This is a genomic window from Haladaptatus sp. DJG-WS-42 (genome assembly GCF_037198285.1).
In the GTDB taxonomy this organism is placed as follows: domain Archaea; phylum Halobacteriota; class Halobacteria; order Halobacteriales; family Halococcaceae; genus QDMS2.
On record NZ_CP147243.1, the window covers coordinates 2,383,572 to 2,405,075 of the forward strand.

At 60.2% G+C, this 21,504-nt stretch carries 28 protein-coding genes and 1 tRNA gene; 20 read left to right on the plus strand and 9 right to left on the minus strand.

Annotated elements, in window-relative coordinates; all coding sequences use genetic code 11:
• Nucleotides 1-80: 80 nt before the first annotated feature.
• Entirely contained in the window at nt 81-926 is an 846-nt protein-coding gene (locus tag V5N47_RS12910; RefSeq protein WP_338728053.1) for a geranylgeranylglycerol-phosphate geranylgeranyltransferase, read from the minus strand.
• Nucleotides 927-1,020: 94 nt separating this feature from the next.
• Here V5N47_RS12910 and V5N47_RS12915 point away from each other — a divergent pair.
• Nucleotides 1,021-1,095: transfer RNA gene (locus tag V5N47_RS12915), tRNA-Arg, on the plus strand.
• A 527-nt stretch (nt 1,096-1,622) separates the two neighbouring features.
• Entirely contained in the window at nt 1,623-2,189 is a 567-nt protein-coding gene (locus tag V5N47_RS12920; protein WP_338728054.1) for a hypothetical protein, read from the plus strand.
• Between the two features lie 429 nt (nt 2,190-2,618).
• Here the strand turns inward: V5N47_RS12920 and V5N47_RS12925 are convergent, their stop codons facing one another.
• Nucleotides 2,619-2,945, minus strand: a complete 327-nt coding sequence (locus V5N47_RS12925) for a hypothetical protein (RefSeq protein ID WP_338728056.1) — start codon at nt 2,943-2,945, stop codon at nt 2,619-2,621.
• Between the two features lie 111 nt (nt 2,946-3,056).
• On the opposite strand from V5N47_RS12925, the gene V5N47_RS12930 reads away from it, so the two are divergent.
• From V5N47_RS12930 to V5N47_RS12945, 4 genes are all read left to right on the plus strand, one after another.
• Complete coding sequence (locus V5N47_RS12930; protein WP_338728057.1) at nt 3,057-3,848, plus strand: succinylglutamate desuccinylase/aspartoacylase family protein; 792 nt, start codon at nt 3,057-3,059, stop codon at nt 3,846-3,848.
• A 1-nt stretch (nt 3,849) separates the two neighbouring features.
• Nucleotides 3,850-4,125: a hypothetical protein gene (locus tag V5N47_RS12935; RefSeq protein ID WP_338728059.1), complete on the plus strand. Its 276-nt coding sequence runs from the start codon at nt 3,850-3,852 to the stop codon at nt 4,123-4,125.
• A gap of 87 nt (nt 4,126-4,212) precedes the next feature.
• A complete protein-coding gene (locus V5N47_RS12940) occupies nt 4,213-4,539 on the plus strand; it encodes a hypothetical protein (RefSeq protein ID WP_338728061.1) in 327 nt (108 codons plus the stop codon).
• Nucleotides 4,540-4,882: 343 nt separating this feature from the next.
• Nucleotides 4,883-5,464, plus strand: coding sequence for a hypothetical protein (locus V5N47_RS12945; RefSeq protein WP_338728063.1), 582 nt, complete (start codon nt 4,883-4,885; stop codon nt 5,462-5,464).
• A gap of 57 nt (nt 5,465-5,521) precedes the next feature.
• Here the strand turns inward: V5N47_RS12945 and V5N47_RS12950 are convergent, their stop codons facing one another.
• Nucleotides 5,522-6,571 carry an NADP-dependent oxidoreductase gene (locus V5N47_RS12950; protein ID WP_338728065.1) on the minus strand — a complete coding sequence of 350 codons (1,050 nt, stop codon included), beginning with the start codon at nt 6,569-6,571 and terminating at the stop codon, nt 5,522-5,524.
• Nucleotides 6,572-6,679: 108 nt separating this feature from the next.
• Between V5N47_RS12950 and V5N47_RS12955 the strand changes: the two genes are divergently transcribed.
• Entirely contained in the window at nt 6,680-7,027 is a 348-nt protein-coding gene (locus tag V5N47_RS12955; protein WP_338728067.1) for a hypothetical protein, read from the plus strand.
• Here the strand turns inward: V5N47_RS12955 and V5N47_RS12960 are convergent, their stop codons facing one another.
• A complete protein-coding gene (locus V5N47_RS12960; RefSeq protein ID WP_338728069.1) occupies nt 7,028-8,152 on the minus strand; it encodes an FAD-dependent oxidoreductase in 1,125 nt (374 codons plus the stop codon).
• A 32-nt stretch (nt 8,153-8,184) separates the two neighbouring features.
• Nucleotides 8,185-9,156 (minus strand): phosphomevalonate decarboxylase MvaD, encoded by a 972-nt coding sequence (mvaD, locus tag V5N47_RS12965; RefSeq protein ID WP_338728071.1) that lies wholly within the window; start codon nt 9,154-9,156, stop codon nt 8,185-8,187.
• 111 nt (nt 9,157-9,267) lie between these two features.
• Between mvaD and nth the strand changes: the two genes are divergently transcribed.
• The gene (nth, locus tag V5N47_RS12970; RefSeq protein WP_338728073.1) at nt 9,268-9,951 is read left to right on the plus strand and encodes an endonuclease III; all 684 of its coding nucleotides are present in this window, start codon (nt 9,268-9,270) and stop codon (nt 9,949-9,951) included.
• 48 nt (nt 9,952-9,999) lie between these two features.
• On the plus strand, nt 10,000-10,218 hold the full coding sequence (locus V5N47_RS12975; protein WP_338728075.1) for a hypothetical protein: 219 nt from the start codon (nt 10,000-10,002) through the stop codon (nt 10,216-10,218).
• Between the two features lie 10 nt (nt 10,219-10,228).
• Here V5N47_RS12975 and V5N47_RS12980 read toward each other — a convergent pair whose 3' ends face one another.
• Nucleotides 10,229-10,720 carry a hypothetical protein gene (locus tag V5N47_RS12980; protein ID WP_338728077.1) on the minus strand — a complete coding sequence of 164 codons (492 nt, stop codon included), beginning with the start codon at nt 10,718-10,720 and terminating at the stop codon, nt 10,229-10,231.
• A 98-nt stretch (nt 10,721-10,818) separates the two neighbouring features.
• On the opposite strand from V5N47_RS12980, the gene V5N47_RS12985 reads away from it, so the two are divergent.
• The 9 genes from V5N47_RS12985 (at nt 10,819) to V5N47_RS13025 (ending at nt 16,549) form a co-directional block, all read left to right on the plus strand.
• Nucleotides 10,819-11,760, plus strand: coding sequence for a hypothetical protein (locus tag V5N47_RS12985; protein ID WP_338728078.1), 942 nt, complete (start codon nt 10,819-10,821; stop codon nt 11,758-11,760).
• A gap of 128 nt (nt 11,761-11,888) precedes the next feature.
• The gene (locus V5N47_RS12990) at nt 11,889-12,542 is read left to right on the plus strand and encodes a plastocyanin/azurin family copper-binding protein (RefSeq protein ID WP_338728080.1); all 654 of its coding nucleotides are present in this window, start codon (nt 11,889-11,891) and stop codon (nt 12,540-12,542) included.
• Nucleotides 12,542-12,940 carry a hypothetical protein gene (locus V5N47_RS12995; protein ID WP_338728082.1) on the plus strand — a complete coding sequence of 133 codons (399 nt, stop codon included), beginning with the start codon at nt 12,542-12,544 and terminating at the stop codon, nt 12,938-12,940. The genes V5N47_RS12990 and V5N47_RS12995 overlap by 1 nt, the downstream gene beginning before the upstream one ends.
• Before the next feature lie 2 nt (nt 12,941-12,942).
• Nucleotides 12,943-13,809, plus strand: a complete 867-nt coding sequence (locus V5N47_RS13000) for a ubiquinol-cytochrome c reductase iron-sulfur subunit (RefSeq protein ID WP_338728084.1) — start codon at nt 12,943-12,945, stop codon at nt 13,807-13,809.
• Nucleotides 13,809-14,603 (plus strand): cytochrome bc complex cytochrome b subunit, encoded by a 795-nt coding sequence (locus tag V5N47_RS13005; protein WP_338728085.1) that lies wholly within the window; start codon nt 13,809-13,811, stop codon nt 14,601-14,603. Before V5N47_RS13000 ends, V5N47_RS13005 begins: the two co-directional genes overlap by 1 nt.
• A gap of 6 nt (nt 14,604-14,609) precedes the next feature.
• Nucleotides 14,610-15,368: a cytochrome bc complex cytochrome b subunit gene (locus V5N47_RS13010; RefSeq protein WP_338728086.1), complete on the plus strand. Its 759-nt coding sequence runs from the start codon at nt 14,610-14,612 to the stop codon at nt 15,366-15,368.
• A gap of 25 nt (nt 15,369-15,393) precedes the next feature.
• Entirely contained in the window at nt 15,394-15,720 is a 327-nt protein-coding gene (locus tag V5N47_RS13015) for a hypothetical protein (RefSeq protein ID WP_338728088.1), read from the plus strand.
• A complete protein-coding gene (locus tag V5N47_RS13020) occupies nt 15,713-15,985 on the plus strand; it encodes a hypothetical protein (RefSeq protein ID WP_338728090.1) in 273 nt (90 codons plus the stop codon). The genes V5N47_RS13015 and V5N47_RS13020 overlap by 8 nt, the downstream gene beginning before the upstream one ends.
• Nucleotides 15,986-16,240: 255 nt before the next feature.
• Nucleotides 16,241-16,549, plus strand: a complete 309-nt coding sequence (locus tag V5N47_RS13025) for a methyltransferase (protein WP_338728092.1) — start codon at nt 16,241-16,243, stop codon at nt 16,547-16,549.
• Between the two features lie 48 nt (nt 16,550-16,597).
• On the opposite strand, the gene V5N47_RS13030 is transcribed toward V5N47_RS13025, so the two are convergent.
• The 3 genes from V5N47_RS13030 to V5N47_RS13040 form a co-directional block, all read right to left on the minus strand.
• The gene (locus V5N47_RS13030) at nt 16,598-17,038 is read right to left on the minus strand and encodes a hypothetical protein (protein WP_338728094.1); all 441 of its coding nucleotides are present in this window, start codon (nt 17,036-17,038) and stop codon (nt 16,598-16,600) included.
• 40 nt (nt 17,039-17,078) lie between these two features.
• Nucleotides 17,079-17,810 (minus strand): ATP-NAD kinase, encoded by a 732-nt coding sequence (locus V5N47_RS13035; protein WP_338728096.1) that lies wholly within the window; start codon nt 17,808-17,810, stop codon nt 17,079-17,081.
• A gap of 99 nt (nt 17,811-17,909) precedes the next feature.
• Nucleotides 17,910-19,214: a M28 family peptidase gene (locus V5N47_RS13040; protein WP_338728098.1), complete on the minus strand. Its 1,305-nt coding sequence runs from the start codon at nt 19,212-19,214 to the stop codon at nt 17,910-17,912.
• An 88-nt stretch (nt 19,215-19,302) separates the two neighbouring features.
• On the opposite strand from V5N47_RS13040, the gene V5N47_RS13045 reads away from it, so the two are divergent.
• Together V5N47_RS13045 and V5N47_RS13050 are read left to right on the plus strand one after the other, a co-directional pair.
• Nucleotides 19,303-20,367: a polyprenyl synthetase family protein gene (locus tag V5N47_RS13045; protein WP_338728100.1), complete on the plus strand. Its 1,065-nt coding sequence runs from the start codon at nt 19,303-19,305 to the stop codon at nt 20,365-20,367.
• A gap of 32 nt (nt 20,368-20,399) precedes the next feature.
• Complete coding sequence (locus V5N47_RS13050) at nt 20,400-21,464, plus strand: M42 family metallopeptidase (RefSeq protein ID WP_338728102.1); 1,065 nt, start codon at nt 20,400-20,402, stop codon at nt 21,462-21,464.
• Nucleotides 21,465-21,504: the final 40 nt, after the last annotated feature.

The following is a 21,504-nucleotide window of genomic DNA, read 5'->3' on the forward strand; positions in this document are numbered from 1 at the left end:
GGTGAACATCCTGTTCACACCTTCGCATCTATTCACGTAAATGGGACACACCAGCATAAACCCCTATCGTACTCAACGTCTCAGACGATGACGCCGATGCGCCCCGCGATGAACGCTGCGGCGGCGAGGAACATCCCATATTTGAGATGGGATTGGCTCGCCGTTGGGTTGTGAAAACTCTCGTATCCCGCATACAGCATGAGGAGGTCTGCAGGGACAACGACCACGAGATAGGCAAGCCCGAACGTCGCTTGGAGATAGGGAATCGGGCTGGCGAGGACGGCGACCCCAAGCAACACGACGCCGAGAACGAGCGCGTTTCGCTCACCAATCGCAATTGGAAGGGTGTTGAGTCCCTCCTCGCGGTCGCCCGTGATGTCCTCTACGTCTTTGACAATTTCGCGGGTGAGCGTCGAGATTGCGGCGAGCGCAAAGAGGACCACGACGGCCTCGTTCAGCACGGAAACCGCCGCGCCGCCGAACAGGAAGGTGCTCCCACCAAGATACGCGACGACGACGTTGCCTGCGCCGGGGAGGCCTTTGAACACCTTCGTGTACGCGACGAGCGCGACGAGGTTTACGACCGCAATCGCAATCGCCGCGAATGGCAAGAGCAAGGCGAGGATGACCGCGCCCGCGAAGAGGGCGAGACTGAACACGAGTGCCTCGCGCGGGGTGACGGCGCCGCGCGGGATGGCTCTCCCCGGCTGGTTGATGCGGTCGATTTCCCGGTCGAAGTAGTCGTTGATGGCGTTGCCCGCGCCCGTCGCAAAGACGGTTGCGCCGACCGCCGCGCCCGTCTCAACGGGGAGCGCGAACGCGCCACCTGCGACGAAGGCCCCAATGAACGTCAGCACGCCCGCCGCGACGGCGTTGACTGGGCGGGTCAGCTCCAGCAAGCCGCGGACGCGGTCTCCCATCGACATGACCAAATTTCATCGCGGGGAGCGGTTAAATGGCGCGACTCACGCGAGGCGAATCGCGGGGTTTAAAATAGTCCGTCGTCTTAGAATCGGATGAGGGCGCTTAGCTCAGCCTGGACAGAGTGCTTGGCTTCGGACCAAGTTGTCGGGAGTTCAAATCTCTCAGCGCTCGTACTTTCGCGGCTCACAAACTCGTGAGCCGCGGGACTCGCATTCGCTGAGAGATTTGAACGAGGGAGCAGCGTCTCTGCGACCGGTGTTCAAATCTAAAGTGGGCTTGCCGCATCGTCGGTCAATGAGAGCAAGTGACTGTTCCTCTCTCAGCGTTTGTTTTCATTTCGCGATCGTCTACGTCGTGAGCCACAGCTATAACTCCATGATGTGAGCTGACACACGTCCGTCAGAGCCACCGACACGATGTCGTCTGTACGTATTCTGGTGCAAGCACAAATGCATCAATGCACCCCTGCTGTAGCTACGCCGTCTCTATGGAAATTCTGCTGTAGTTTTTGGTATCGGAACTATCGTAACTCCTGCCTACGCGTGAAACGCATTGGGAATCAACATGAAGCGGACAGTTTTTCTCGGAGATGAGTTATCCTCATCACAATAATTATATCCGAATATTTTGGGCTTAATTCAAATATATTTTTGTAAATATAAATATTTAATACACGCCTCAATCCATCTAAAAATGCAATGCAACGACGATCATTCCTCCGGTCAACCGCCGGTGCAATTGGCAGTGTAGGCCTCCTCGGCTACGTATCCACCGAAAAAGCAGCAGCACAGCAGACGGATCTTAGAGTGACGAATGATAGTGGGTACAATACGGTTGAATACGACATCAAAATGGGGAACGGAAACCCAGATATTTCTGGGGAAATCGAAGGGGGCGCTGACCACTACACCTTTGATAACGCCGTCAAATTCGAACGCGTCCTTGTCACGGGTGCAAAGAGCGACTATAATCCAGTGTCACTGTATCCAGAGGCATTAGTCACTGTTGATGGCTATGTAACAAGTCAATCGGGAACATGCGTAGTCGAAAGTCTCTGGAAAGACAACCAATATGACATTTGGTTTGCCGGTGATGTCGACGGAACCAGCTCGAACGAATGGGGTGACAACCACGACGGTGGTCATGCTTGGGGGTCGATCAATGAAGGGAAAACGGACAAATGGAACTTCGATTCGGGGTGCTACCAAGTCAGATCCTTCGGAAACGGTTTCGGCACGAATCGATTCACATTCAATTACGATTAAGCAAACACAGTGACGGTAACTTCCTCGGCGCGTATGCACCTTGGTGCCACTATCTCACTGAGGTAGCAGCGTTGGCCGACTTTCCATGTAAACTGGGAGTCTTGGAAACGTACCATTGCTATCCACAATCTGTGCTGCTCACTGACACCGATACTGTACCCTGCTAATAGCGAAGACTCACCTTCTTCCCGAATCGCATCCCCCGACTACAGATGATTTCCTTGTCGCGCATCGACCACGTCAAGTCACCCATTCCACCCGGCACTGAGGACAGTGAGCGTGCGTTTTACGTGGGGAGTCTTGGCTTCGAGGAATTTGAAAAATCCACGTCACTCCAGGAAAACGGCGACACAGTCCGATTCCGGGCCGTGAGCGATTTTCCGTCCGTGACCCGTTCGGGAACCGGATCGAGCTGCTCGAACGGACGAGTTAGTTTTCGCCCACTTCGCGCTTCACTTCGTTGCCGAAATTTTCTGCGAGTTCGTCGGCCGAGATTTCACCGCGTTTGAACAGGTCAAGCGCGTCGGGGCCGACGACTTCAGCGAGCGCGCGATACCGGGCGGCTGTGATGCCAGTTTCGAGGAATTCGACGAGGCTTTTGGTTTCTGTTGGGTTGAGCACCGTTCGCTCGCCGAACGTCTCGGCTGGGTCGTCGCGGGTTTGAATGGAGACGCCGACGACATCGGCCAGCTCAACTATCGAAACACGGTACTGTGGTCCCTCGCCAATTGTCCGATTTTCAACCCATTCGTCCATGTAATTAATTGTCACGCCAGGGATTTATAGTTACTATCCCAACCACTCTGCTGGCTGTCACGCCGCTACCCGGCCGTATAAGTTTAGTCGTCTCGTTACAACCTCAAGTCGATGAAACGTCGCACCGTACTATCCCGGGCTGGCGGTGTCGTTGGAATCGCTGTTGCGGGCAGCGTTCCAGCAACCGGCGATAGTCGTGGCTCTCCCGTGGCAACCCGCGACACGTACACGTTACTCGACGGAACCAACCACGCGACTGAGGTGGTCGTTATCGAAGGCGCACAGTCGGGGCCAACGGCATTGGTCACGGGCGGTATCCACGGCGACGAAATCTCTGGGTATCGTGCGGCTGAGACTGTTTCCGGATGGGACATTGCACAGGGAACGCTCGTTGTCATCCCGCGTGCGAACACCATCGCCATCGAGCGTGGCACGCGCGAAGGGACCGGCGGCGACCTGAACCGACTGTTTCCGCCCGGCGATGAACCGGCCTCAGCGCTTGCACAGGCGCTCTGGGGCGCGATTGAACGTCACGACCCAGACGTGTACATCGACCTGCATCGGTCGCTTGGTATCTACAATGTTCAGCCCGGTTACGTCGGGCAAGCGATTTTCCCGACGGCCGCCGGGCCTGCGGTCGAACACGCACAGGCGGTCGCAGACATCCTTAACGACGAAAAGGTGCCGTGGTACATGCCACTGCACAAGTATCGCGCGGGCGACCCGATGCCCGAGTCTGGGCCGCTCATCGCGAACAAAGTCGGTCAGGACCGGGACACGCCTGCGTACATCGTCGAATCGACGAGTTTCTTGCTCGACCTCGACACGCGCACTGATTGGACGACGCGCGCGGCAGACGCGTTGCTCGCGCGCCACGGTATCGAACGGACGGGAGGTCGCTGACGTGGAACTAAAGCGCGTCCTAATAGACCCAATTGCCATCTCAGTGTTCCTCTTGCTTGTCGTCCCGCTCGCCCTCGGGGCGCGCAATACCCAGTGGATGACGCCGCTTGCGTTGCCGGGCTATCTCATCCTCACGATTGGGTCTGCGCTTGGCAAGGCCCTGTTCCCCACTTTCGAGTTCTACGTGTTCTGGGTGCCACACGTCATCGTGAGCTACCTCATTGCGGTGGGCGTTGGAGTGACCTACCGCTGGGTTGTGGCTGGCTTTGGCGGCTGATAACACCCTACCCACTCGTTTTCACGCCTCTTAGCGGCCGTATAATAAGGTAGCTACTGTGTCTGTCCCCAGACGGGGTGACCTACAATGCCCCAATCAGGAACAAACACCCGGACACAGTCCGGCACACAGCGCTCACAAGAGCAACGTGCGAATCAACAGGGTGGCCAGCAAGACACCCAGCCGACTCAATCGTCCCAGGCGTCGTGGTTTGCAACAACCGCGGTTCGCACTGGTGTCATCGTCATCGGCTTCATCTTGCTGTTGTTCGCCCTGGGGCAGGCCGTTGGTGCAAATCTGCTGGGTATGGTCGCAGACGCGCTCAGCTCACAGACAGGCCAGTGGCTTATCGTGGCGTTCTTCGCCGTGCTCCTCATCGGAGCCGCCCAGCGGGGATTTACCGCGACGCGGTAACTTCCCGCGTTCCTGTCTTTCGGTACGACATGACACACTCTATGCCAATGATATACACGTGAGGGCGGAGCTGGCAGTAATGTGGTCATACAACGTTTCCGAAAATTATGCCAGAACAAACCCTCTCACTGAACCCGTTTCACACACGCTTGACAGCCTCACTCATGGATTGTTCAATACCGTTTAATCGCCAGAGGGGAAACGGTTGAAACGCTTTGAAACTACTCGAAACGGGTCGAAACCACTGACTCCCTTTATTACCTCCCCACTTCTTGACCGAATTGTGATGACGGTAAGCACCGACTCCCCAAATGCAGACGTGCAGACTGATACCCTCGCGGGTATGTCAGAAGACACAGACGACTCCCCCCTGACGCAGGACCAGATATTCCACCTGCTGCAGAACGAACGTCGCCGCGCGGTGCTCCGATACCTCGCCCAAACGGACGAGGACAGCGTCCGTATGCGTGACGTGGCAGAGCAGGTTGCGGCGTGGGAAAACGACACCACCGTCCAACAGCTGCACTCGGACGAGCGCCAGCGCGTCTACATCGCCCTCTACCAGACCCACCTCCCCAAACTCGACGACGAAGGCGTCATCGAATACAACCAGAGTCGCGGTATCGTCGCCCCCACGGCGCACGCCGCCCAGCTCTACCCGTTCATCGAAACGGACTCCCACGACGCCGCCACGTCGACACAGGAAACCGCGGAATTCGCAGACGGTCCAGAAGCGCCCGACGAAGGTGCAGACAACGACCTCGCGTGGTCGAACTACTACCTTGGACTCTCCTCTGCGAGCGCCCTCCTCCTCGGCGCAACCTCCCTCAGCCTCGTCCCGGCCGCGCTCATCTCGAGTTACCTCCTGAGCGTGCTCACGGTCGCCGCCTTCGGCATCACCGCCCTCGGCCAACGGTTCCTCTGACCACATCGAGCCCTCCAATCACCAGATCGCGCGTGACCGTCCTGTACGGTTGCGGCGCTACTCTTCCGTCTTCACGCTTTCTGCATCCGTGAACGACGGGTCTGCAACTTTCACGAGTTGCTTCCCAATGTTGTCGCCCTCGAACAGTCCCAAGAACGCCGCTGGCGCATTTTCGAACCCTTCCACGACTGATTCTCGGTAGGCGATGTCGCCCGACGCAACCCACGAAGCGAGGCGTTTCGTGGCCGTGCCGAAGTCGGCGGCAAAATCAGAGACGAGAAAGCCCTCGACCCGTGCACGACTCGTGATGAGTTGCCCGAATTTTCGTGGTCCCTGTGGTGGTTCTGTGGCGTTGTACTGCGAAATTTGTCCACAGACGGCTACGTTTGCGCCGACGTTGAGGTGGGGCATGACAGCGTCAGTGATGGGGCCGCCGACGTTGTCGAAGTACACGTCCACGCCGTTTGGACACGCTTCTGCCAACGCCTCAGTCATGTTCTCCGTGGTTTTGTAGTTGATTCCGGCGTCGAAGCCGAGTTCCTCGGTGAGCCACGCGACCTTCTCGTCACTGCCTGCGGTTCCGACCACGCGACAACCCGTAAGCGTGGCGAGTTGGCCAACGACCGAGCCAACGGCACCGGCCGCACCTGACACGACGACGGTATCGCCGGGCATTGGCTCTGCAACCTCTAAGAGACCGAAGTAGGCGGTTCGCCCGGGCATCCCAAGCACGCCAAGTGCGGTCGAGATGGGCGCAACGCTTGGGTCAACAGCCGTGAGTTCGTGGCCCTTCGCGGTGGCGTACTCGGCCCAATCGAGGTTCCCAGCGACGATGTCTCCGGGTTCGTAGCGTGCGTGGTTCGATTCAAGCACTTCGCCCACGACGCCTGCGCTCATCACGTCGCCCACGTCCCACGGTTCTGCGTACGAATCTGCGTCCCGCATCCGGCCGCGCATGTACGGGTCAACGGAGAGATAACAGGTCTTTACGAGCACTTCGTCGTGGCCGGGGTCGGGAAAGTCGGCTTCGACGAGGTCGAAGTCCTCGCGCGTCGGCGTTCCCGTTGGTCTGCTTGCAAGTCGGAACTGCCGGTTGGATTCGGTCATAGGGGGCATTCTGCCGCCCGAGGTTTGACGCTTCGGGTGGCGGATGTGGCCAACTCACACGTCAGTTGGCCAATGGGTATATCCGTTCGCTCGGAGTGAGGGACGGCTATGGGAGTAATTGATTCACTCATCGTGTTCGTCGTCGGTCTGCTCGTCGGTGGCTTCGGACTGTACGTGGGTGCCCGCGTACTCACTGACATGGACGACTACGGCCACGCGGTGGTGACGGCACTCATCGGGGCGGTCGTCTGGGCGATACTGAGTTTCATCCCGCTCATCGGGACGCTCCTCGCGCTCATCGCCTACATCGGCGTGGTCAACTGGCGCTACCCTGGCGAGTGGGGCAGTGCCATCGGCATCGCGCTCGTCGCATGGGTTACCGCGACGATTGTCTTGTTCTTCCTCAGCACGCTCGGAATCCTCTCGCTTGGCGCAATCGGGATTCCCGGCGTCTAATCAGTCGGAAAATTCAGCGCGCACGAGGTCGAGCGCTTCTTCGACCGCACCGATTTGGGTGAGGTAGCCCGCGCCAATCGACGCCTTGAGCGCGAGTGCTGGCGTTCCGGTGAGAATTGTTGGGCCGACCTGCGCGACGGTTTGCTCGCCAACAGTGACAATCCAGCCCGGTGAGTCGAAGCGAAACGCCGTCCGTCGCGGCGAGAAGCCTGCTGTCGGGTTGTGGGTCGCGATTTTCTCGATGCTTGTTGCGACCGCGCGCGCTTCTCGGAGGGCCGATTGGGCGCTTGCAGGCACGCGCTGGCCGTCTGCGTCGATGACGTCCGCAGCATCGCCGACGACGAACGTGCCGTCTGCAACCTCCAGCGTGTTCCGCACGCGGTGGCGAATGCCGTCGAAGGCAGCGGGGCCAGCGATACCGCCCGTCCAGATGAGTTGGTCATAGGCCATCGTTCCGTCTTCGAGGTGGACTTCGGTATCGTCCGCGCTCGCGACGGTGGTTTCGGTCTCGATGATGACGCCCTCGCTCGTGAGCGCGTCGCGGACGGCCCGACGGAAGTTTTTGGGGAAGCCCGGGGCAACGCTATGGGCCTGTTCGAGCAGTCTGATTTTCGGCTCCCACCCGCGTTCGTTCGCGAGTGCGGCGAGTTCACCTGCCGTTTGGATGCCAGAGAGTCCAGCCCCGCAGACGAGGACGTGGCCGTCTTCGGGGCCGAGTTCGATGAAGCGGTCGTGAATCGCCGTCGCGTCTGCGACGGTTTTGAGCGGCGTCGCGTGCGCTTTGAGTCCGGGCAACCCGTAGTACGCGGTTTCCGCGCCGAGACAGACCGCACAAACGTCGTAGGAAAGCGTTTCGCCCGTGTCGAGCGCCACCGTCTTTTCCTCGGGTGAGACGTGTTCGACGCGGGCGCGGCGTACCGTCTCGTCGGGGAACAGGTCTGAAAGCGAAATCGTCAGTTCCGCGGCGAGCGCGGGACGGCGAATCACACGGTGGAGTTCGTGCTGGATGAGGTGGGTTTCCGTGTCGTCTACGAGCGTCAGGGATGCGTCTGCGGGGAGTGAGCGGGAGAGTCGGTGGGTGAGGGTGAGGCCAGCGTAGCCAGCGCCAAGGACGAGGACGCGCATACGCCCTCTAGCATCGCCAGCCTCAAAACGGTCTAGAACAGGGCTTCCGATTCGTCGAGGATGTGGGCAGGGCCACCAATTTCCCAGACGTGGGTTTCGATGTCGAGTGCCGCGATGGCCTCCTCGACGCGGTCTGCGTACTCGGGTTTCGTGTTGACGTAGACGCTCGCACCGGTGTCGGTCGAGAAGTAGACGGGCACGCCGTCGTCGCGGAGTTCGCGGACGGTTTCGAACACGCGGAGGGTGTCTGGCTTCCAGTAGACCCAGCCCGCAGGGCCGGTCATGGTGGTTGCGGTGAGCGAGAGTGAGTCGTGTTCTGCAAGCTTGAACACGCGGTCGAAGTCAGCCTCGCGCAGGCCGTCGCGCATCTCGGCAATCTGGCCGTGGATGTGCGCCATCCGCGCGTCGAACATGTGGCTGTCCGCGGCTTCCTTGTGGGCTTCTTCGGTTTCCTTGTACGCTGGGACGAGCGCGGCGATGATGGCGACCTCGTCTTCTAAGCCCGAGTCGATGCGTTCTGAGCGACAGTCCTCGTCGTTGAGGCCGGTTCGGAGATGCGAGAAGCCGCCGGTGACGGCGCGAGCAGCGGAGGAAGAGCCACGGCGGGCGACCGCAGAAATTTCGGGGAGTGTCATGTCGAGGCCGGCAGCCTCACACGCGGCGAGCGCGGCAGCGGCGAATCCCGAGGAAGAAGAGCCAAAGCCGACGTTGCTCGGGAAGTTGTTCTCGCTCTCGAAGCGAACGCGCGTGTCGATATCTGCGAGCGAGCGGACGTGGTCTACGACGTGTTTGATGCGCTCTGCGCCGCGACCGGCGATCTCCTCGCCGTCCACGCGGTAGCTATCTTCGGCTAAGTCGTCGTCGAATTCGACGGTCGTCTTCGAGTGGCTTGGGGCGGTACAGAGGCTGATGCTGTCGTGATACGGCAGTCTCAGTTCCTCATCTCGCATCCCGTGGTACTTGACGAGTCCCTGAATGGGGTGGGCTTTCGCCGTCGCTTTCATACTTCATGCGGTGAGAGAAGCGCGCTTAATTCCTCCGCTCTGTGGTCTCGGCGGCCCGCACTGCTCTGGTAAACCGAACCACTCAATTGGGCTTGGGCGGTTTTCTCGCACATGGGAACGCCACTTTCGTCGCGCGAGGAACAAGCTGAAGAGGTTGTAGAACGCCTCTACGAGGAGTTCCCCGACACGACGATTTCACTTCGGTACGCAAACCGCCTTGAACTCCTGATTGCCGTGATGCTCTCCGCGCAGTGTACCGACAAGCGCGTGAACAAGGTCACGAAGGAGCTGTTCGCCAAGTACGATTCTGCAGAAGCGTACGCGAACGCACCACAGGAAGCGCTGGCCGAGGACATCTCCTCGATTACCTACTACAACAACAAGGCGAAGTACATCCGGAGTGCGTGTGCGGATATTATCGAAAAACACGACGGGGAAGTGCCGGATACCATGTCCGAGTTGACTGATTTAGCTGGGGTGGGTCGCAAAACGGCGAACGTCGTCCTCCAACACGGCCACGACATCGTGGAGGGTATCGTCGTGGACACCCACGTCCAGCGGATCTCTCGCCGTCTGGGTATTACTGAAGAAAAGAGTCCGAAGAACATCGAACAAGCCCTCATGCCACTCATCCCGCGCGACGACTGGCAGAATTTGACCCACCTGTTCATCAGCCACGGTCGGGCGACGTGTACCGCCATCAACCCAGATTGCGATGACTGCGTGTTAGAAGACATCTGCCCCTCGTCCAAAGTTGACCAAGAGGTCGATTTGGCGAAGGGCGAAGCCTGGTAAGCACCCGAATTATTTTCCCGATTCGTCGCACTCGTTCATTCACGGAAAATGTCAGCGCCAAAGGGTCTTACAGACCGCGTGTTCGCTTCTCATTTCGTTAGCTTGCCACGGGTTGTGTTCGTCTGCATCGTCGCGCTCGTTGGGCTCCTCATCGATGTGACTGTGCTCGATTTATTCGGTATCGAAACCGTCACCGATGCAGCCGTTCAGTTTCTCATCATGACGCTCGGTGGCTATCTCGGCCTGACGTTCGCAGACATGGTGTGAGTCGCGCACCTCAGAAAAACTGGTACTTCGTGAGAAATCGCGCCATCCCCACAATCCACGCGAAAATCCAAAAAATCACGTAGCCGAACACGCCGATGCGGAGGCGCCGCCGCCAGAAATCCATCTTCTCAGAGCCGATTTCTGTGAGCAACACATCCTCGTCGTAGTCGTGGTAGAGGTTGTGTTTCCACTTCGCCTGAAAGATGCGGACGATACCCGTTAGGGCGAACACAAGCATCGCGTAGGCTTGGAGCCCGAGGAAGGAGTGGAGGGCGACAAAGCCGTTCAACTGTTCGGTGAGTCGAGGCACCATCCAGAACACGACGGGACCGGTGTTCAACGCGAGGCCAACGAAGATGAATTTGAGGTGGTAGGTGAGGACGCCCCACGTCACCTCGTCTGCGTCTATCATAATCCACGCGCCGTAGAGGTAGAACGGAAAACTGAGCGTCACGAGGAGGGCAGCCACGGCCGCAGTCGTGGCGTCCGGCAGGCCGAGCATGACCGGGAGTAGCGAGGCGAGGCGCTAAAACATGGCGAAAGCAACGGAAGCGTGGGGTTCGGAAAGCGTTTACCGGTCGAACACTAACTTTCCCGGAAATGGGAGATGCTCGTTCCACGGGCCCAGACGAACTCGACGAGCAAGCAGCTGGCTCGGCGGGCGAGGAGTCGCCGTCTGTGGAAGAACTCCGAAAGCGCGTCGAAGAGAAGTACGACTTCGACAACTTCGGTCCGGCCGACATGGCGAAGATGACGCCCGAAGAGTGGGACGTGGCGTTCGACCCCGACTCGTGGATTACGGGCGACGAACTGTTAGCTCGCGTCGAGTCAGACCTGCGCTGGCAGGTTGCCACGCGCGAAGTCTTCGCCCGCGTCGAACGCATTGCCGAAGACGGGGAAGAATGCCTGCTTGCGTACTCAGACGAGGGGTACGCCGTCATCTACGCAGACGGGAGCGTCGAAGGCAGCGGGACGATTCTTCGGGACGTAAAGCCCACCGTCGCGCTCTGCTCGATGGACGACTACGACCCACATATCGCCCCCGAGGGCCGCGTGCTCCCGAGCCCGGACGACGTGCGCGAAGGAACGGGCAAACTCGGCAACACCGTCTTGCTCACCGTTGGCTCGCTCAACGTGTTCGCCGGACTCGTCCTCCTCTTTGGGCCGTTTATCTACGACCCGCTCTTACCAACGCTCTGTACGCCCGCGGCGAGTGGCGGCGGATTCGTCTGTGGGACCCCGCTCGGTGAAGTGACGATGTTCCCGGTTGGGCGGGCGATTTTGCTCACGATTCTCGTCGGGCTTGGCTTCCTCGCCTTTGGGCTGTTCCTCTCGATTATCGTCGCGAATGCGCGGCTTTCAGACCGGTTCCGGGCGGAGGAGTACCGCGACCGATTGCGGGCGCTCGACCTCGAATCCGGGTCGTACCCAGAGGCGCTCCCCGAAGAATGGCGCGACCGCCTCGACGCGGCCCGCAGAGCGCGCCAGTTAGACGCCGCCACTGAGCGCGATGGGGCTGGCGCATCGTTCCCGCAGGAATAACGGCTACGTGCTAGCTCGATACGGAAATTTTGCCACCAGCGCATTCGGACCTGACACCCGACAGTACACGCGCCCACGCCCGTATTCGGTGGGTTTATACAAACCGGGTACTGACTTCCCAACTGTACATGAAGCGACGGGACTTTCTACTGACCGCCAGCGGTGTTGCAGGCGGTACCGCCGTCGTCGGCGCTGCCCCCGCTGTGGCCCAGGAGGAGCCTACATCCTCCAACAATAGTTCCTCTGGCGAGGGCACGACGACGCCAGGGGCGGGTAACAACAGCACGGACGGCAGTGGCGGCGGTGGCGGCGGTGGCGGCTCGAAAACCGTGACCGTCGGCCCCGGCGGTGACCTCATCTTCACCCCCGGTACCGAAGAACCGCTCTACGCATCGCCCGGGACGACCGTGCAGTTCGTCTGGGAATCTGACAACCACAACATCGTGGTGGACAGCCAGCCAGACGGCGCGGGCTGGGAAGGCTCAGAATCCCTCGAAAACACGGGATTCACCTACGAACACACGTTCGATACCCTCGGTACCTACGAGTATCATTGCCAGCCCCATGCCTCCTCGGGGATGACAGGTGAAATCATCATCAACGAGTCCGGTGCGCCACCGCAAAGCGCGGAAGTTGAGATTGACGCAGAGGAGATGGGTGTGCCGATTCAGGCGCACTTCGTGGGCATCGCGACGATTCTCATGCTCGTCGTTTCGCTCATCTATACGTTCTTCCTGCTCAAGTACGGCGAATCACCCCACGCAAAAGGAGGTAACAACTAATGAGTTCTTCAGACAGCAGTTACGGTGACATTCACCGCTACGAACCAGCCCGCGAGAGCACGGCCGCGGCAATCGCAATTGTCCTGCTTACGGTCATCGAGATCGCGTTCGTTGGCCTGTTCGTGTTTGGGCTGCTCACGGGCTGGTCGAAGGGGGACCAGACCGGGCTTGGGAGCATGTTCCTCGGTGGCGTGTTGTCGGTCATCTTCATCGACCTCGCGTTCATCCTCATGCTCTACCGCAAGGAGTTCCTCCCAGACGTTATGATTGTGAAAAAGCGTCGGCGCAAGTGGGAAGACCTCTACATCAAAGAAGAGGATATGTATGGCTCCAGTGCGTCCAGCGAGGGGCCGTGGGAGAGCATCAAACGCGCAGTCTATCCCTACTATAAGAGATAATCATGCCAGTAGACGACGACAAATATCCAACTGAATCAGGCCGCCGACGCTTCGTAAAGGGCGTCGTCGGGAGTGCGACGCTCGCCAGTGTCGGCACGGGCGGGGTTGCGGCACTTAACTCGGCCACCTCGCCGAGTGGTGCCGGTGGTGGTATCACACAGTATCTTGGCATCGAAAACACCGCGGGGCCTGCCCCGCGCGGCATGCCACAGATTCCCCTCGAAATCGACTCAGAGGGGTTCATCAAGGGCGTCTGGCCGGAGCCAGAGAAGCGAACGGTTCAGGGACAAGAGATCACGGTCGCCGAGATGGAACTCGGCGGCGAGACATACTCGACTGAATGGTTCCAGTACTGCGGTGCACAGACGCTCCCAGGCATCCAGCCAGACGCAGACCAAGACAACTTCTTCCGGTCGTCAGGTGACCCACCGTACAGTTGGCAGGCGGACACCTACTCTGCCGGCGACAAAATCCACATCGACGATTTCGCGGACTACGAATCGTGGGGTAACGGTATCGGTCAAGGCGGCCTCGGAAAGCCCGCAATGGGGACGTGGCGTTCGGTCGACGTTACGCCACAGGAACAGATTCCAGTGCAGGTCGTCCGCAGCTCGCAAATCCTCGAACGTGCAGAGAGCGGCGAAGACGAGTTCGCAGAGTGGATTCGAGCGAGCACCGTAGACGGCTGTATTGGTTGGCTCAACAAGTGTACACACTTCTGCTGTGTGCCCGGATTCAAATCCATCTCTGGCAGTGACAAGTTCAACGCGGAGAACGACGTGTACTGCCCGTGCCACCAGTCGGTGTACGACCCATTCAGCACGATCAAGAAATCGTTCGTGGCACTGCCGCGCCCGGAGGGTGAATAATGAGTCTCGAACGGAAAGACGAGATGGACCACGGCGCGTGGATGAAGGAGAAAGATTTGACCGCGGTCGAACAGACATACCTGACGGTACTCATCTGGCTCGACCAACGGCTTCGTCTCGTTGACTACCTCGAATTGCTCGAGAATCTCTACTACAAAGTCAACCTGCAGATGCCAAAGAGCCACACCGAGCAGTACAACTTGGACAACAAGTTCTGGTACTGGTATCCGCTCTACGCCCTCGGGAGTTTCTCGACGTTGGCCTACGTGGCGGCCGCAATCAGTGGCGCGTTGCTCGGGTTCTATTACGCACCCGCGACGACGGGCGACCCGTCGACGGCGTACAACTCGATTGTGTTCATCATGCAGGACCTGAACTTCGGGTTCATGCTCCGGTCGATCCACCGCTGGTCTGCACAAATCATGGTCGCGGCCGTGTTCTTGCACATGCTCCGTGTCTACTTCACGGGCGCGTACAAGGAGCCACGTGAGCTCAACTGGATCATCGGCATCATCCTCATCAGCCTCACGCTGGTGTTCGGGTACACCGGGTACCTGCTGCCGTGGGACCAACTCGCGTTCTGGGCCGGGCAAATTGGCGTCGAAATGGCGCTGTCCATCCCGATTGTCGGGGAGTGGGCCGCACAGCTCCTCTTCGGTGGGTTCACGCTTGGACAAGCAACGCTCCAACGAATGTACATCCTGCACGTCTTCCTGTTGCCGTTCGTGGTGACGGCGGTCATCGCCCTCCACATCGGCATCGTCTGGATGCAGGGCATCGCGGAGCCACACTAGAGAATCATGAGCGAAAACAACGACACAGAAGTCAGAACCGACGGCACTGGCATCGTCCCGCCGGACGATGAGACGCCCACGTGGCTGGAGCGCAAACAGCGCACCGAGGGTCTCTCCCGGCTGACCTACGAGTACTTCGAGCGCTCGCGGCGTGAAGACCAAGACCTGCGCATGTCCTCTAGCTACGTCGAACGTGACGTGCTTGGCTTCCCCGCGTGGCCCCACGAGATGATTCGGAATCTCTCGCTCGTGGCGTTCTTCACCGGAATGTTGCTGTTCCTGTCTGCGACGCTGCCACCGCACATCGGTCCACCAGCAAACCCGAGTACGACACCGGCGATTATCCTGCCTGACTGGTATCTGTACTGGTCGTTCGGCCTGCTGAAGATGGGGCCGCTCAACCCCGACCTCGCCATCATCGGCGGACAGAAACTGATGGCGGACGCAACGTATGGCGTGGTTGCGAACCTCATCGTAGTGGGTGCGATTGCGGTCGTCCCATTCCTGAATAAGGGCAGCGCGCGCAGACCGGTCGAGGAGCCGTTCTGGGCGTCCGTTGGTGTGTTTGGCGTGGTGTTCGCCCTCACCATCAGCGCACTCGCAGTCAAGAACCTCGTTCCAATGAACGCAGACCTCCTGTTCGACCTGACGTTCCTCGCGCCGTTCGTCTGTGGCTTCATCAGCTATGCGGTGTTGAAGGCGATGCGCGAAGGCTACATGTTCGAACTCAACCGCCGGTACTACCGCCTGCGACCACCGCAGTAACCGGATTTCCACCACTTTTCGTCATATGACACCAACCGATGAGCGCTCGCCGGACGCAACCCCGTCTGAGCAACGCGCTCGTGACGTCGAAGTCCCGATTCGTCTCTATAAAACCATCACCGTGTTCTCGACGCTGTTCGCCGTGGTCGCCGTCGTTGGCGGGTTTCTCGTCATCGACGCAGCCACCCAACAGTCGTCGCTCGCTGCGGACGAGGTGAACCTCCCGATTGCGCTGCTTGGGATTGGGCTGATTGCGTTCGGCGCCATCGTGTACGCCTTCTCGACACGCTTTCGCGCTCAGGGAATGGGAAAGTCTAAAGACGACGCCGACGAACCTGCAGATAATGGCTGACGAATTCGCAAAAGGGCTTGGCATCTTTACGGGTGCTGGCTTACTCTGGATGGTTCTCGCAGGGTGGTACAACACGCCCAGCTTCGAGGGTGACCAGCTTATCGGGGCGACGCCCGAAGGGCTTGACCTGTACGGGACGATGGCCGTCTACCTCCGCGACGCACTGTTCTGGTTCGCTATCCTCGGCGCACTCATGTTCTGGGTCGTCATCCCGGCGGTGAACCAGCTGCGCGCCGCTCGTGCAGAGCGCGCGAAATCAGAATAACGACGCTTCTCTTTCGTTTCTCACCACCGCGAGCCATGGGCTTCCCCGCGAAATCGTTTTTCACGAATAACGCGTCGTGAGGGTATGGACGCGCTGTGTCGAGAGGGGTGGGCGCAGAGACAGCCACGGGTGCGCTGGCAGAACGTCCCCGTTCCAGAGCCGCATGTGACTGCGCTCGTTTTGAGCGCCATCCTCTCCGTGTTTCACCCTATCCGATTTGTGCAGCGGCCCCGTCGCGTTCGTCAGTGTAGCCATGTGCTTCTCGGACTCAGTGGGGCGACCATCGCGGCAGCAGTCCGGGCCGTTGGTACAGCCGACCTCGAGAACGCTCCATCGCTCGTCACCGCGTTCCCCTACACCCACAGTCGGAATCCGATGTACGTGGCGTGGACGGGGCTGTACGTCGCCATTGGACTGCGCTGGAACAGCATCTGGCCGTTCGTGTTCCTCCCGCTCGTGGCAGGTTGGACGCATCTCGTGGTTCGGCGTGAGGAGGCGGCGCTGGCGCGCAGCTTCGATGCGGAGTATCGTGCGTACTGTGCCGAGGTCAGGCGGTATCTGTGAGTGGTCGAGAACTCACTCAGCAGGGAAAACCGAAGAAAATGACGGTGATTACCCGACGATGGCGGTCCAGACTGGTTCGACGATGAAGAACAGCGTCTGGAAGGCCACGTAGAGTAGCGCCAGCACGGAGGCGGCGATTGCGCCTTTCGGCGTGTCGAGTGGCACGTCGCGACGGGCTTCGACGAGGCGTGCCTCGAACTCGAAGAAGTCAGTGATGACCATGCCGAGGATGAGGATGCCGGAGACGAGCCCCGCATAGGAGTCCCACGTGAGGTAGTAGAGCGTTGCGAGGACGAGCAGTGCCGTCGTCACATTGTGGAGCATCGAGCGGCTCATCGCGTCTGCGCCCCCGTCGTTGTTCTGGTTTACGTGAGACCGGTGGGCGACGATTCGTGTCACCATGTTGGCCAACAGGAGTCCGAGAACGACGAACTCGATGTAGGGGCCGACGATGGTGTCAAGCGGGCCGAACATCGCAAGCGTTTGCATAGGCGTTTCTCAGTCCGTAACCCATTAGAACTTTTCCAATCTACCGGACGCCCGACCCCGAGAGAACAGGGGTTGTTTCGGGGACGACGGCGACCGAAAGTGCTGCTGCAGTCGAGATAGCAACGGACATTCCTGTCGGAACAATCAGCTCACGGCGTGTATCGGCCAATAACTCTACTTCCGCCTCGTCGCGCACCACAGAAACAGAGAGGTCGGCCATCGGGAGCACCCAGTGGCTTCGGTCGATGGCAAACGGGGAGATAGGGACAATACTCGCCAACTCGCTCGGTGCGACGACCGACCCGCCCGCCGCGCGCGCGTAGCCGTGGCTGCCCGCGGGGGTCGCGACGACGACGCCATCGGCGCGGAACTCAGCCACGCGCTCGCCCATAGACGAGATGGCGTACTCAGAGATGCGTGCTGGTTCGGTCGTGACGAGCATCACGTCGCGCAGCGCACGGACGGTTCGTTCCCCGACGGTCGCAGCGATGAGTGGCACGGCTTCTGTGTCGAAGTCGCCCGCAACGAGCGAGGCTACGGCGTCGGGTGCATTCTCGCGCGCGACAGACGGGATGCCAGCCGCTGCAGCAATCGGGAGAACGGGGACAGACACGCCCTCAGGAATGAGCGATAAGAGCGCCTCCTCGCCCACCGTGACGAGCGCGTCAACGTCGTCGGTCGCAGCCGGGTCGAAAACAGCGTCGCCACCAGCGTCGGTGATGGCGTCGATGATGGCAGTGGCCCGTGAGGGGGCGAACACGCCAATTTTCACATCGACACCTCCCGGCCGGTGAGCCTGCGACCAGTCATTAGCCTGAATGACGTACTGGGCTGCCAAAAGACTGCGGGATTCGACAACAGGCGGACGGTCTTAGTACGGCCAGTCGCCCGTGAGTTTGAGCGCCGTGTCGAGATTCTCGGCTTCGAGTGCGGCTGCGATCTCCTCGGAGTGCTTGTGCGCCACCGCAAACTCGTCGCTTGCGAGGTGGACGGCGAGTTCCGTAAGTAAAATCGCGCTTTCGCGGAAGTTGCGTTTTTCGAGCTTGTCGAGGGTGTCCGCGCGGGTGTGGCCCCAGCCGCGGCCCGATTCGCCGGTCTCTGCGGTGACGTGGTAGCCGGGGACGCCCCACTGGACGAACTCCCAGTGGTCTGAGTGCGGGCCAAGGCGTGGGGTCGCCGTCATTGGGTGGTCGAATTGCTTTGAGATTTTGTTGACGGCGGCTTTGAGTTCGTCGAAGCCGTGGGTGTAGAACTTGAGGTCGCGCCCTTGGACGACGCCGTCGTTGTTGAGAATGGCTTTGATGGCGTCGTGGTCCATCGTCGCTGCGGCGTGGCTCGCGCCGACGAGGCCGACTTCCTCTGCGCCGAAGATGAGGAAGTGAACGCGCGTGTCGAGTTCGTCCTCGCGGGTTTTGAGCGCGCGGGCGAGTTCCACGGCCATCGCCGTGCCTGCGCCGTTGTCCATCGCGCCCTCGCAGATGTCGTGGGCGTCCACGTGACTCGTGATGAGAACCGCCTCCTCGGTGTCCGGCCCGAGGTCTGCGTGGATGTTCTGGCTCGTCGCGTCGTGAATGTCTGCTTCGACGGCGACGGTCACGTCCTCGCCTTCAAATCGCCGCGAAAGACGCGCACCGACCTCTTTCGAGACGCCGACGGCGGGAATCTCGCCGATGGGCGCGGCGTCCATGCCAACGCTCCCGGTGGGCGCGAGACCGCCTTCGACATGGTTGCGGAAGATGAAGGCCGCCGCACCACCTTCGACGGCGTGGTAGTACTTTTCGCGGCGGTGGGGGAAGCGTTCGTACCAGTTCGGGACGTTGGTCGAGACCATGACGATTTTCCCTTCGACATCTGCGTCCTCGAAGTCCTCTGGGAGGCCGTAGCCGAGGTCGACGAGCGCTGCAGTCTCCTCGCCGCTTGGACTGCGCGGCAGGGCGATGCAGCGCTCTTCGCTGTCGCCAGTCCGGATGGCGCTCGTCCCGCGCGTCCAGCCCTGAATCGGGAACTCGTCGAGGTGTGCGTCGCGCGCGCCGACCGCTGCTAAGGCGTCGCGCGTGGCTTCTGCGGCTTCACGTTCGCCCGCGTTTCCAGCCTGTCGGTCGCCTACGTCTACGAGCCGTTCTAGATGCTCCCAGCCAACGGTGCTGGTGAAGGTTTGGCCAATCCAGTCGGTCATATCGAAGTGGTCTCTGCACAGGGCAAAATACTGCCCGGTGTCGGGTTCGTGGATAGAATTTTATTCCACGGCGCGAACCTACCACAGTATGCGGGATGTACTCGACGAGTGGCGGCCGATTATCGACGAGGAGATTGCCCGGCACCTCCCTCGCGATGTAGACGCGTCCTACCTTGCGGAGTTTTTCGGTGACCCGACCTACCGGTACGACGCCGTTGCCCTTCAGGAGGCGCTTTCGACGCCGCTCTGGGAGTTGCTCGACCGTGGCGGCAAGCGCTGGCGCGCGGTCATTTTCGTCTTGCTCACGCAGGCCTTTGGCGAAGACCCAGAAACCTACCTCCCCTACGCGGTGATTCCAGAAATCCTTCACAACGGCACCATCATCGTAGACGACGTCGAAGACGGGGCAACCCTCCGCCGTGGCGCTCCGGCGCTCCATCACGTGTTTGGCGAAGATATTGCCCTGAACGCGGGCAACGCGATGTACTTCCTGCCGCTGAAAATTCTGACGCACAATCCCGGCAACCTCTCGGCTGAAGCCCGGCTTGCGGCCTACGAGATGCTCATGTACGAGTTGAACCGGACACATCTCGGCCAGGGCATGGACATCCTCTGGCACAACGAAAAGGAGATTCGCGTTGGCGAGCCCGAATATCTCGAAATGTGTGCGTGTAAAACCGGGTGTCTCGGGCGCATCGTCGCGCGACTCGCGGCCATCGTGACGGGGCAATCGGCCGCGGTCGAACGCTACGTCGCACGCTACGCGGAACTCATGAGCATCTCCTTCCAGATTGGCGACGACATCTTAGACGTCGAAACCGCGCTCGAAGACGGTGGCGAATTTGGCAAGGAGTTTGGCAACGACATCCGCGAAGGCAAAAAGACGCTGATGGTCATTCACGCAGCAGAGACTGCAGACCCCGAAACCGTCGCGCGCTTAGAAGAGATATTGTGGGCGGACGAAAACACGGACGACGAAATCGAAGCAGTCCTCGACATCTTCGTCGAAACCGGGAGCGTCGAATACGCTCGTGAGCAGGCACTCGCGCTCTCTGCGGCGGCGCGCGAGGCACTCTCGAAAGTCGAGTTGGAGCCTGCGGCCGCAGAGAAACTCGCCGCGTTCACGCGCTTCGTCGTCGAGCGCAACGTGTAGCGCTTATGCCCGACCGGTACTGACGAACAGCCATGACCGACCAGTCGGATTTTGCGTTTGCGTATCCACTGTTGAAAGAACTCACCGAAGCGCACGGTGTGCCGGGCTACGAAGACCGCATCCGCGAGCTTGTTCGCCGCGAATTCGAAGGACACGTCGATAGCGTCCAGTCTGACGCGATGGGCAACGTCGTCGGAACTGTCGAAGGCGCATCGGACTACGAGGTCGTCATCGCCGCGCACATGGATGAGATTGGGTTCATCGTCCGCCACGTCACCGACGACGGCTTCCTCCAGTTGGACGCACTCGGCGGCTGGGACCCAGCCGTGCTCAAAGCCCAGCGCGTGGTCGTCCACACCGACGACGGCGACCTGACGGGCGTCATCGGCTCTGTGCCGCCCCACACGCTCACAGAAGAACAGAAGAAGAAAGACCCGAAGGTCGAAGACGTGTTCGTCGACCTCGGGCTACCGGGTGAAGAGGCGAACGAACGCGTCAGCGTGGGCGACCTCGTTTCGATGGAGCAGACGACGACGGTCGTTGGGAACACCATCTCAGGGAAGTCCTTAGACGACCGCGTCTGTCTGTTTGCGATGCTCGAAGCCGCAAAGCGCATCGAGAATCCTGCCGTGACTATTCACTTCGCCGCGACCGTCCAAGAGGAGGTTGGCCTGCGCGGTGCGGAGGCGCTCGGCGTGGACTTAGACCCCGACCTCGCACTCGCGCTCGACGTGACCGTGGCGAACGATGTGCCCGGGTTCAAGCCCGGCGACTACGTCACGACGCTCGGCGCGGGCGCAGCCATCAAACTCAAAGACGGAAGCGTCATCACGAACCCGAAGGTGAACAAGCGCCTGCGCGCGGTTGCAGCGGAGCACGACATCACCCACCAACTCGAAATCCTGCCCGCGGGCGGGACGGACACAGGCGGCCTCCAGAACTCCGCCGGCGCAAAGCCCGTTGGCGCGATTTCGATTCCGACGCGTTACCTCCACACGGTGGCAGAGAGCGCCCACCACGCCGACATCGCGGCTACGATTGACCTTCTGACCGCATTCCTCACCTCGGAAACTGGCCAGCACGACTACTCGTTCTGACCGGACGGTCCGCCCGACCAGACGGTTCTTTATAAAGGGG